Source organism: Okeania sp. SIO2C2, from assembly GCF_010692625.1.
In the GTDB taxonomy this organism is placed as follows: domain Bacteria; phylum Cyanobacteriota; class Cyanobacteriia; order Cyanobacteriales; family Microcoleaceae; genus Okeania; species Okeania hirsuta.
Map to the genome: position 1 here is coordinate 135,669 of NZ_JAAHGM010000005.1, position 10,815 is coordinate 146,483.

Genomic DNA, 10,815 nt, shown 5'->3' on the forward strand with positions numbered 1-10,815 from the left:
ACAGTGAAATTGTGGAACCGTCAAGGGAAATTATTGCAGACTCTCACTGGTCATGAGAATTCGGTCTATGGTGTAACATTTAGTCCTGATGGAGAGACTATTGCTTCTGCAAGTGCTGACAAGACAGTGAAATTGTGGAACCGTCAAGGGAAATTATTGCAGACTCTCACCGGCCATGAGAGTTCGGTCTATGGTGTAGCATTTAGTCCCGATGGAGAGACTATTGCTTCTGCCAGTGGTGACAAAACAGTGAAATTGTGGAATCGTCAGGGGAAATTACTGCATACTCTCATCGGTCATGAGGATTGGGTCAATGATGTAGCATTCAGTCCTGATGGAGAGACTATAGCTACTGCAAGTGCTGACAAAACAGTAAAGTTATGGAACCAGAAAGGACAATTATTGAGGACTCTGGAGGATCATCAGAGTTGGGTCCATGGTGTAGCATTTAGTCCTGATGGAGAGACTATTGCTTCCGCTGGTTATGATAAAACAGTAAAATTGTGGAATGGTTGGAAGTTTAGCTTCCATGAGTGGGGTTGCAACTGGATGCGCGACTACCTAGAAAATAACCCTGATGTTAGTGAAAGCGATAAGCATTTGTGTGATGGTGTTGGCGACGGGAAGTCAGAAGTCAAAAGTAAGTAGGGACAGATTGAACCAAAATTCTTGAGAAATTAGCCATTTATTCCTCAAAACCCGCCCTACCAGCTTTTTAATTCTGATATTTACTTAACCAATTAATCAAATCATCCATAGAAGTAAAATTGAACTGAGCATCTACAAGTTCATCCTACTCAGAAATAGATAAACTCCAAATTTTAGCTTCCATTTCTTCAGAAATAATTCCCAAACTATGAGTCAGAAAACGGATAATTATTTTAGCTATTCCCTGTTTTAAACCCCATTCAAAACCTCTTTAAAAACCCCGCTCAAAACCTCTTTGGAAACCTCGTTCAAAACTTGTCTGGAAAATATCCTGATAAATTACAGATTCTTTCATTTGTTACCATTCTATTCAAGTAAAAAAGGAATTTGAATCAGAATATTAAACTCTTCAGTCATCAAATTCCTCAAAATTCAGATTGACAAAACTACTAATTAATTCTCAGATTCATTTAACCAATTAATCAAATCCTCCAGAGAAGTAAAACTCAATTGGGCGATCGCTAACTCATTCAACTGAGAAATAGATAAACTCCGAATTTTAGCTTCTATTTCCTCATAAATATCTCCGAATCTGTGAGTTATTAATGTGATAATAATTTCAGCTTATCCCTGTTGTTTACCTCGGTTTAAACCTGTTTACAAACCACGTTGTTCGCCACGTTGTTCACCAATTTTTTCTCCTTTGTGAAGAATATCCTGATATATTACAGACTCTTTCATTATCTCCTCCCTCAAAAGTTGACGAATTAAATTTTTATCAAACCTTAAACCCCTAGTATTTCCGCAGCAGCAGAAATATTTTTTTGTTGATTTGACTCTTCTATTCTACCAATTCTTTCTGCTACCTGTGACAATAAAGCTGTCGGACTTTCACTACGAGTTAAAGTTGCTAATGGTAATAAAGCATTATCAGCCAAAAAAGGTGCCGACTCCTCCTCCCAAAGTCGAATTACTCGATAAGAATGCCGAGTATTTTGCCTTTAAAATTTATTTTGAAAAGCCAATTCTGAATCAATCTCTTTTAACAAGATAACCACTTGCTCAATATCACACCAATATTTCCCATAAAGCAACGTCCAATATTTGAGCATTCTATAGAAGCCCTGAGCGTATCTTTGCAAAGTGGCATAGGAGGACCGAGTCAACCCACCCCTAACCCCTCCTGTGGAGGGGAAGGACCTCCTCAGGAGATCGAGAATATAGAATAGGGGAAAAAGGTAGAATCTAGGTCCCCAAGCTTCACAATTTCCCCTACTCTTCCCCCTCTTCCCCCTCTTCCCACTCTTCCCACTCTTCCCACTCTTCCCACTCTTCCCCCTCTTCCCACTCTTCCCCCTCTTGCCACTCTTCCCCCTCTTCCCACTCTTCAAAAGTCGTAGGGACATTGCATGCAACGTCCGTAGGTCCTAGGAAGTAGGGGGAAAGAATTAATGAATAAGAGTACGATAATAAAAAATCAAATTAATTCTTATCCATAAATTATCAATTACTTCTCCCTGTTTCCTGTTCCCTCTTTTGGAGGAGATGTCTAATACCAATTTGAAAAAAAAATGTTACAAATAATAAGGGTAATTAAAATACTTTATAGGAGATATTTCTTGGACTAACAAGATAAATTCAGACCTAAAAACTGCTATTAAAGCCATTCATTCTGACTCCTGAATCCTATTATTTAATGCCATATTTATTCATAAAATCTAAGAGAATTTTTTGATGAAATTCACCAAGCGATCGCTCCATTCCAGCATTCTCAGAATAAGCTTTACCTGCCTTAATTTCTGCTGGAGTTAATAACCCCATATCCCAACCTTCTCCCAAAACCAAATCTTTTAATTCCACAGTTAAAGGAGCATGAAATACATGACGAACAACTTTAACATCAGAGTAAACACCAAATTCCGAAACTGTCTCAGGAATATAACTTATTTCTTCTGCTAATTCTCGTTTCAGAGCCACTTCTGCTGTTTCTCCAGGTTCGATATGACCTCCAAAAAAAGCCCAAACACCAGGATAAAAAATAGTCGGAATATTATCCCGGAGTTGCATCAGAAATTTTCCTTCTCGGTAAAGAATAGCGATCGCTACATGAGGTAAATTATTGTTGTTCATTTTCTTCTTGATTTTGATTTTCAACTTCTACTCGTTCTATTTCTTCTACATAGAAATCTCCCACATCCTGGTTACCTAATTCAGGAACCACAATACTTTGATAACTTATTTTCCCTTTAATTGTTATTTCCGTTCCCACCTCTGGTAATTCTGCTGTAGTAAATATCCAAATACTGCCAGTATCATCTGTTAATTCATAAGCACCAGTTTCTAAGAATGGAGCTTTACTTTCTACAGTTCCTTTCAAATATACTTGGCGATCGATTTTACCCTTTGTTTGAATTTGGCTAATTCGACTCACATTCAGATTTAATTTAATCGCTGTTTCCGTAATTTTTCCACAACTAATTAAACCCGTTACTAACAGCAGAATTAGAATAGTTTTGAATTTATTAAAAAATGGATTTAAGCAGAAAGAACGAATAAACAGAAAGCTAAATGGAAAATTATGCAATATCCTTAATAAATTTATTCTCAGTACATTTTTATCAAAATAATTTGGTCTAAAACCCCGCCTTTTAAGGCTAAATATTTTTGGAACCTTGCTCAAATTCCCCTTACAAAAATAACTTCTGACTTCGCTAATGGCTTCCCTCATTATCATCAATTTTTTTTCCTTATTTAAACTATGGTTTTATAATTATTACTAAAAAAAATAAAATTTATTTCTATTACTTTCATCATACTTAAAATTTAGAGGTATAGCAGAAGGAAGAAGGAATAAGTAAGAAGAAAAAATCTGGTTTTGTCTGAGTTTTCAGCTTTCGAGCTATCCTAATCTTTGCTTTGACTGCTATATTTTTTTTTGAATTATCACCTAAAAATTAAGCCTTAAAGCCTCTACTCATCAAAGAAAAAAAAATCTTTTTTGAAGGAGAGGTAATTTCAGTTATCAGTTATCAGTTATCAGTACCTCTACAATCAAGAGGCTTGACATTAGAAATAGTCTCTTTTTTTATCTCTTTAAAAAGCTATGTTTTATAAACATCTTTTTTAACATAAAACTTGACAAAATAGACAAGTTATTTACAAGTATTAAAAAGGTTTTTGTCAGAGGAAAAGTGTATTAAGAAGTACATTTTTTTTGATAACTTAAGTAGGGCTTGCTGATTAAATCTTAAAGTATTTACAGATAAAGGTTTTAGCCTTTTTAGGTCTGTAATACCTTGGTTTTCAGCTCTTCATGCTCAAAAAGTTAGCATTTCTGGTGCATAGCTGGGCAAAAAAAATCATTCCCCTACTCCCCTACTCCCCTACTCCCCTACTCCCCTACTCCCCTACTCCCCTACTCCCCTACTCCCCCGCTCCCCTACTCCTTAAAAAAGACTTTTGAGCGCAAACCCTAAGTAGTTTTTCCTATCTACTATGATTCTTTCTTCCTTTTCCCCTGCTTCCTGCTCCCCTGCTCCCCACAAAGTTTTCAGGAATTCCTGATCAGGGATAGTTTAAAAAGGGAAGCACATACCCACAATTTTTCGGTAATTGTTAATTATTAATTGTTGAATTCTTCCATCCTGACCAAATAAATAAGGTATCAAAGCTGCTATTTCAAGAGGATAAAAAAATAAAATTCAGTATTTCAAGCCTCCAGCTTAAACCTGAGATACTGATAACTGTTAACAGTTAACTTAAATTACCCTAGATTCCACTAAAATATTAGTCTTCAAATAAAATTACTCCATAGTTCCATAATACCAAGAAAATATTTAACTCTAATATTGAATCCTTTAGTGCCCAAAATTCAACAATATTTTTATTTACTTAAAACATCACAAAATCTACTTTTAGATACTAACAACCATACTATTATTCTTATGTTGACAAGAAAATATACTTTAAAAATCAAAAATAAAAATAAAGAAATCTATTCCGATACAGAAATTTAAAAGCAAAAATCAAACAAGAAATAACCATGGTAAATAAATTAGACGGTAAAGCACTGGCCAAAAAAATCAAAGCAGAACTCCAACAAAAAGTTCAGACCTTGCAAAACAAAATTGGTCGTCCTCCAGGGTTAGCAGTATTAATGGTAGGAGACAACCCTGCCAGTGCAGTATATGTCCGCAACAAAGAAAAAGCCTGCAGTAAAGTAGGAATATCCTCCTTCGGCAAACATTTTCCGGCCCAAACATCTCAAGCTGAACTAACACAAGTAATTCAACAATTAAACCAAAACCCAGAAGTAGACGGCATTCTAGTCCAACTACCCCTTCCAGAACACTTAGACTCTACTTCTTTACTCTACCAAACAGACCCCAGTAAAGACGTAGATGGACTCCATCCCATGAATTTAGGTCAACTGCTCCGAGGTGAAAAAGGTTTACGCAGTTGTACTCCTGCGGGGGTGATGCGCTTGTTGCAAGAATACAAAATAGAATTACAGGGAAAACAAGCAGTAATACTGGGGCGTAGTATTTTAGTCGGCAAACCAATGGCATTAATGTTATTAGAAGCTAATAGTACAGTAACTATTGCCCATTCTCGGTCTCAGAATTTGGAGGCCATAACCAGAAATGCAGATATTCTCATAGCAGCGGTTGGTAGGCCAGAAATGATTACGGCGGAGATGGTCAAACCAGGAGCAACAGTAATAGATGTAGGAATTAATCGAATCACAGATGACAAGGGCAATAGTCGTTTAGTAGGAGATGTTCAATTTGATTCTGTAGCAGAGGTAGCAGAATTTATTACTCCCGTGCCTGGTGGAGTTGGCCCGATGACTGTAGCAATATTATTACAAAATACAGTAGAACGCTGGAGTAGTTTACTCGAGTAGGGGAGTAAGGGAGTGGGGGAGTAGAGGAGTGGGGAGTAGAGGAGCAGGGGAGTAGAGGAGCAGGGGAGTAGAGGAGCAGGGGAGTAGTAAACATAAGAATAATATACATTCACTGGCGAATAATCGCTCTTAACGCTATTGAATCCTGCTATTTATAGCATTCACCACTATAGTTAGGACATTGGGTAATTATGATGATTCATAACGCGAGCAAGATGCTCGCACTAATTAGGGTTTGCTGAAAAAGTCTTATGGGTGAGGGGAGGAGACAGGAGACAGGAGACAGGAGACAGGAGACAGGAGACAGGAGACAGGAGACAGGAGACAGGAGACAGGAGACAGGAGACAGGAGACAGGAGACAGGAGACAGGAGACAGGAGACAGGAGGAACGGGGAATGTAGAAGAGGTAGGAGCTAAGTTTTGTCCCTTAATTTTTCTGCCCAACTCTTGCACAAAATGCTAGTTTTTTGAGCTTTCTTGAGCGAAAACAGGCGCACTTTTTTCAAGCTAAAACAGCTAAAACCTTTATATATCAATGCTTTGATATTTGATAGGTAAGCCCTAATTATCAAACACCAACCAGGCAGTTACTATAGAATTTGTCATATAGTTGGGAGAGTAGGGGAGTTTCGACTTAGTTAACAATTTGCGCAATTTATTGACATCATACGCTAGTTCTCACAGGCAAGTAGTAACGAGGGTGACGCTTTGTATCTTCTGCACTAATCCCTGCTATTCGCATTTCTGGCAGTCTATCTATATAGACGTAGACCTATCCTGAAATCTCGCTCCCTACTAGGAACGGCGTAGTAAGGGTTTGAGGACTTTTTTAGTTATGTTAATTGACAAAGACTTAAATGTAAGTATAGAGTGTGGAGATGCGGTTGGCTTGACCGTTAATGCCTGTGGATGAGTAACCGCCGACGGCCTCACAAGAAGCAGGAAGTAAACATCAATTTGTCACGTTATGTGACGCTTTGTATCAGTTTTATGAAGCAGTGTGGATAGAACTATCAACATATAGTGTATAACACCCACCTACTGGAGTGGTACACCTAAAACTTTGCAATAGATTTTTGTTTCTAGGTATCTTTATCTCCCCATCTCCCCATCTCCCCATCTTAGCTGTGTCAGTCCACTACTACCTAAAACCTTCTTCAAATAAATTTTCAGTATTTCCACCAATAAAGTGTATAATCTATGGTGCTAATGCCAAATAGTGGCCATAATATTAATTTTATGCTCCCTCAATTTCAAATAGATACAATTTTTGACTTATCTACCTATCTAGCAAAGCGAAAAGCTCTGGTTGAAAAAGCTCTGGACGATTCTATTACCGTAGTATATCCAGACAAAATTTATGAGGCGATGCGCTATTCCCTATTAGCAGGTGGTAAGCGGTTACGTCCAATTCTTTGTTTGGCTAGTTGTGAGTTATCAGGCGGAAATATAGAGATGGCAATGCCCACTGCCTGTGCATTAGAAATGATCCATACTATGTCATTGATCCACGATGACTTACCCGCAATGGATAACGACGACTATCGCCGAGGTAAATTAACAAATCATAAAGTTTATGGTGAGGATATTGCTATTCTGGCAGGGGATGGTCTGTTAAGTTACGCTTTTGAGTTTGTAGCTACTCAAACTAAGAACGTCCTACCCCAGCAAGTGCTACAAGTAATAGCTCGTCTCGGAAAAGCTGTGGGAGCAGCAGGGTTAGTCGGAGGCCAAGTAGTAGATTTGGCTTCAGAGGGACTTTCAGAGGTATCTGAAGAAACACTACATTTTATCCACACTCACAAAACAGGCGCTCTTTTAGAAGCTTGCGTAGTCTGTGGAGCAATACTTGCCAATGCTTCTCAAGCTAATCTACAAAGACTTTCGCGTTATGCTCAAAATATTGGTTTAGCCTTTCAAATAGTTGATGATATTCTCGATATTACTGCCACGACAGAAGAGCTAGGGAAAACCGCCAGAAAGGATATTGAGGCTCAAAAAGCTACCTATCCTGCTATTTGGGGATTAGAAGAATCTAGGTGTCAAGCTCAAAGACTAATTGAGAATGCCAAGGCAGAGTTAGAAGTTTTTGGAGAAAAAGCCATGCCATTAATAGCCTTAGCAGATTTTATTGTCAGTCGCAGTAACTAGGAGTACAATATGCAAAATATTGGCGAAATCATGGATAACCATGTTCTATGGGTTGCTCTCCTAGCTTGTGGAATAGCCCAAGTCGTCAAGGTAGTGGTGGAGTTAGTTCAAAATGGTAAGATTAATTTACAGGCTTTAGTCACAGCAGGAGGAATGCCCAGCTCTCATTCTGCATTTGTAGCTGCACTGGCAGTAGGAGTGGGTCAAGCCAAAGGTTGGGGGAGTCCAGAGTTTGCACTGGCTTTAGTTTTTGCTATCATCGTAATGTATGATGCAGCAGGAGTTCGTCAAGCGGCCGGACTACAAGCACGAATTCTCAATCAAATTATCGATGAATTTTTCCAAGAAGACCACCATCTCAGTCAAGACCGTCTCAAAGAGTTATTAGGCCATACTCCCGTACAGGTAATAGCAGGTTTTGTTCTAGGAGTAGCTGTATCTTGGATTGCTAGTTTTAGTTATTGATTGATTTAATTCTAGGACTAATTAATGTTACCCTACTACTATCCACAACAAAAGCTAAAAATCCGCGATCGCTTAAGTTGAACAAACTATTTGTAGCAGCTCTCCTATTCTTAGTATATGTCACCAACAAGAAAGGTTTTTGTCCATAGGCAACTAAACCTACATTACGCCCTAAACTTCTTTCCAACTGTAGAGCAATTTCTGGTTGATTATTATAATCTACTAGAACGGCATAACCTGTACCCAGAGGTTGAGGATTAAATCCTATTTCTGGAGGCGCTGGCAATGAAGTATCTGATGGAGTTGTTTCTTCACTAGGTCTCACCACATAAGCAGACAACCCTACAATGTCCTGAATATAACGCGCCCAATCACTAGCCACATCTTTGTCATCAAAACCTCGGATACTACTAACAGTCTGGTCAATGTAGCGACAGACTTCGATGATAATATCTGGTGGTAAACTCCGCCTAACTATATCTTGAGCTGCTGATGTCTCTGTAATTATTACCAGTAAGTATTCGTCACTAGCAGGGGGTTGACAAGTTTCTACACCAGTAGCATAGTTAGTATCAATTGTCAAGGATGACCAAAACACAAAAACTGAGGCCATCAAAGTTTTCAGGCCCCCCAAGCATAATTTATTGAGTTGCAGTCGAGTATGATTCATGGCCAAAAACAAAGCAGGGAGTAGGGGTTAAACAATTAATAATTAATAATTGCCTCTCCTTGAAAACGGATAGGATTGACGGAAAAGGGAAATTAATTCATTGTTTCTCCTTTAAATGAGAGGCTTTGAACCTTAATTATTCGGTAAGATACCTACCCCTAACCTCTCCTGGGAGGGGAAGAGGGGAGTGGGGGAGTAGGGTCAATTATCGTCAAGGGAGAAAAATTTTATCCTTTGAAATTTTGAAATTTCGTACATCTGGCTAGAATTAGTTAACCAAAAATATAGAGTTGTAAATATTCTCTGGCGACAATGAATGAGCCACTGCTACAGAGGAGGGGGGAATCTCAATATATTCTCAAGAGACAAGATACATGAAGATAATTTTTATATAATCCAGTTATATAGTATATATTGATAATTCTATAATTACTTCAATATTCAACCTCCCCGACTCCCCGACTCCCCGACTCCCCGACTCCCCGACTCCTAACTCTCTCTTCAAGAATCTTTCACAGAAGCATCCTCAACAGAAGCTAAAGGTTCTGGGATAGAATCTGAAGGTGCTTGAAATTCACCTGTAATTACAGATTCCAAACGTAACTTTAACCAAGTAATAAATTTAGGGTTAGTAGAAATAATCGCTGCAGCAGGTTGAGGACATTTAGCCTTAATATTAGCCATTTCTGGAGCTTCTAAAAAAACAGGTTGAGGAACCAACCAAAAATCTATTTCTTTTTCCTTTTCGTGATAATCTCTGGTGCGTTCTCTAAAAACCTCTTCCAGGGGTTCTTCCTCTAGTAAAAATTTTTTACTAGCTAAAACATAATAATAGGTTTGCATTTCAATCAATAAACAAAAATTAGTAATTACCGAATAATTAATAATTAAATAATTAAACAATTCAGCTTACTCTGCCTCCCCTTTCAAGGGGGAAAAAATAAACTTTTTCCTTATTGGTCAATCTTCTGACTTTTAAGGAGAGGTAATTATCCATTATCAATTATCCATTATCCATTAATGGTTTTCATTAATGGCTTGTTTCATCTCGCGGACAGCTCGCTCCATACCCACAAGTACCGCCCTAGAAATTATTGTATGACCAATGTTGAGTTCTTCCATACCTTCTAGACAAGCAACTGGATAAACATTCCCATAAGTGAGGCCATGTCCAGCATTAACTCGGAGTCCAGCAGCAATCGCTATTTTGCAGCCATCTGCCAAAATCGTCAATTCTTGATGGCGAGTGGCCTCATCAGTAGCTTCTGCATAACATCCTGTGTGGAGTTCTATAAACTTAGCCTGAATTTCTGCGGAAGCTTCAATCTGGGCTTTTTCTGCATCAATAAACATACTGACAGGAATATTCGCTCCTTGCAACTGAGCTACTACTTCTCTCATACGAGGGATATTACTAGCAACATCTAAACCACCTTCAGTCGTTACTTCTTCCCGACGTTCTGGTACAAGAGTAATATAATCAGGCTTAATATCCAGAGCGATCGCCACCATTTCTGTAGTAGGTGCCATCTCCAGATTCAAATGAGTCCGCACCGTTTGTCGCAGAATATGGACATCTCGTTCCTGAATATGGCGACGGTCTTCCCGCAGATGAACAGTAATACCATCAGCACCAGAAAGTTCAGCTAAAATTGCTGCTGCTACTGGATCTGGTTCTACAGTTTGTCGCGCTTGTCTAATTGTGGCAACGTGGTCAATGTTGACACCTAGAGTGGGCAATTTTTGATTCTCCTGATTATGTAAGTCAATTTGCCATATTAGTTTAGTTGGAAATGTTCACTTGAGCAACTGTTTCTCAGGAATCTTGCTGTCCAGGCACTTAAAAATTTTACCGAAAAATTGGGTTTAAAGCCTCCCCCTTTTAGGGGGACTTTATGTTATGCTTAAAAAAGCGGAAAGGTATTCAACCGCTCTAAAAACCTATAGCTACCTAACTTGTAGCGTTTGCACCTT

General features: G+C 38.5%; 12 protein-coding genes and 1 pseudogene. 6 read left to right on the plus strand and 7 right to left on the minus strand.

Features of this window, described 5'->3' with window-relative positions:
- Positions 1-648: pseudogene (locus F6K18_RS05250) on the plus strand (WD40 repeat domain-containing protein); the annotation flags it as partial.
- A 453-nt stretch (positions 649-1,101) separates the two neighbouring features.
- Here the strand turns inward: F6K18_RS05250 and F6K18_RS36450 are convergent.
- Both F6K18_RS36450 and F6K18_RS05255 read right to left on the minus strand, forming a co-directional pair.
- Positions 1,102-1,266, minus strand: a complete 165-nt coding sequence (locus F6K18_RS36450) for a DUF4351 domain-containing protein (RefSeq protein ID WP_353735015.1) — start codon at positions 1,264-1,266, stop codon at positions 1,102-1,104.
- Positions 1,267-1,433: 167 nt separating this feature from the next.
- Positions 1,434-1,586, minus strand: coding sequence for a hypothetical protein (locus F6K18_RS05255; RefSeq protein ID WP_205127270.1), 153 nt, complete (start codon positions 1,584-1,586; stop codon positions 1,434-1,436).
- Positions 1,587-1,706: 120 nt separating this feature from the next.
- On the opposite strand from F6K18_RS05255, the gene F6K18_RS05260 reads away from it, so the two are divergent.
- Positions 1,707-1,877 (plus strand): hypothetical protein, encoded by a 171-nt coding sequence (locus tag F6K18_RS05260; RefSeq protein WP_287519314.1) that lies wholly within the window; start codon positions 1,707-1,709, stop codon positions 1,875-1,877.
- Positions 1,878-2,337: 460 nt separating this feature from the next.
- Here the strand turns inward: F6K18_RS05260 and F6K18_RS05265 are convergent, their stop codons facing one another.
- On the minus strand, positions 2,338-2,778 hold the full coding sequence (locus tag F6K18_RS05265) for an NUDIX hydrolase (protein WP_124143841.1): 441 nt from the start codon (positions 2,776-2,778) through the stop codon (positions 2,338-2,340).
- Positions 2,765-3,232 carry a DNA-binding protein gene (locus tag F6K18_RS05270; protein ID WP_287519315.1) on the minus strand — a complete coding sequence of 156 codons (468 nt, stop codon included), beginning with the start codon at positions 3,230-3,232 and terminating at the stop codon, positions 2,765-2,767. The genes F6K18_RS05265 and F6K18_RS05270 overlap by 14 nt, the downstream gene beginning before the upstream one ends.
- Positions 3,233-4,690: 1,458 nt before the next feature.
- On the opposite strand from F6K18_RS05270, the gene folD reads away from it, so the two are divergent.
- The 4 genes from folD (at position 4,691) to F6K18_RS05290 (ending at position 8,171) form a co-directional block, all read left to right on the plus strand.
- Positions 4,691-5,554: a bifunctional methylenetetrahydrofolate dehydrogenase/methenyltetrahydrofolate cyclohydrolase FolD gene (gene folD, locus F6K18_RS05275; RefSeq protein WP_287519316.1), complete on the plus strand. Its 864-nt coding sequence runs from the start codon at positions 4,691-4,693 to the stop codon at positions 5,552-5,554.
- Positions 5,555-5,805: 251 nt separating this feature from the next.
- A complete protein-coding gene (locus F6K18_RS05280) occupies positions 5,806-6,018 on the plus strand; it encodes a hypothetical protein (RefSeq protein WP_287519318.1) in 213 nt (70 codons plus the stop codon).
- A 737-nt stretch (positions 6,019-6,755) separates the two neighbouring features.
- Positions 6,756-7,706 (plus strand): geranylgeranyl diphosphate synthase CrtE, encoded by a 951-nt coding sequence (crtE, locus tag F6K18_RS05285; RefSeq protein ID WP_287519319.1) that lies wholly within the window; start codon positions 6,756-6,758, stop codon positions 7,704-7,706.
- A 9-nt stretch (positions 7,707-7,715) separates the two neighbouring features.
- Complete coding sequence (locus tag F6K18_RS05290; RefSeq protein ID WP_124143844.1) at positions 7,716-8,171, plus strand: divergent PAP2 family protein; 456 nt, start codon at positions 7,716-7,718, stop codon at positions 8,169-8,171.
- Here the strand turns inward: F6K18_RS05290 and F6K18_RS05295 are convergent.
- The 3 genes from F6K18_RS05295 to F6K18_RS05305 all read right to left on the minus strand — a co-directional run bounded on the left by F6K18_RS05295 (position 8,161) and on the right by F6K18_RS05305 (position 10,581).
- Entirely contained in the window at positions 8,161-8,784 is a 624-nt protein-coding gene (locus F6K18_RS05295) for a hypothetical protein (protein WP_287519320.1), read from the minus strand. The genes F6K18_RS05290 and F6K18_RS05295 overlap by 11 nt on opposite strands.
- Before the next feature lie 558 nt (positions 8,785-9,342).
- Positions 9,343-9,684 (minus strand): MgPME-cyclase complex family protein, encoded by a 342-nt coding sequence (locus tag F6K18_RS05300; protein WP_124143846.1) that lies wholly within the window; start codon positions 9,682-9,684, stop codon positions 9,343-9,345.
- Positions 9,685-9,858: 174 nt separating this feature from the next.
- Positions 9,859-10,581: a pyridoxine 5'-phosphate synthase gene (locus F6K18_RS05305; protein ID WP_287519321.1), complete on the minus strand. Its 723-nt coding sequence runs from the start codon at positions 10,579-10,581 to the stop codon at positions 9,859-9,861.
- Positions 10,582-10,815: the final 234 nt, after the last annotated feature.

Bases quoted from the DNA above. Each gene is read 5' to 3' on its own strand.
- F6K18_RS05295 (WP_287519320.1), bottom strand. From the start codon at position 8,784: ATGGCCTCAGTTTTTGTGTTTTGGTCATCCTTGACAATTGATACTAAC.
- folD (WP_287519316.1), top strand. From the start codon at position 4,691: ATGGTAAATAAATTAGACGGTAAAGCACTGGCCAAAAAAATCAAAGCA.
- F6K18_RS05280 (WP_287519318.1), top strand. From the start codon at position 5,806: ATGGGTGAGGGGAGGAGACAGGAGACAGGAGACAGGAGACAGGAGACA.
- F6K18_RS05300 (WP_124143846.1), bottom strand. From the start codon at position 9,684: ATGCAAACCTATTATTATGTTTTAGCTAGTAAAAAATTTTTACTAGAG.
- crtE (WP_287519319.1), top strand. From the start codon at position 6,756: ATGGTGCTAATGCCAAATAGTGGCCATAATATTAATTTTATGCTCCCT.
- F6K18_RS05265 (WP_124143841.1), bottom strand. From the start codon at position 2,778: ATGAACAACAATAATTTACCTCATGTAGCGATCGCTATTCTTTACCGA.
- F6K18_RS05290 (WP_124143844.1), top strand. From the start codon at position 7,716: ATGCAAAATATTGGCGAAATCATGGATAACCATGTTCTATGGGTTGCT.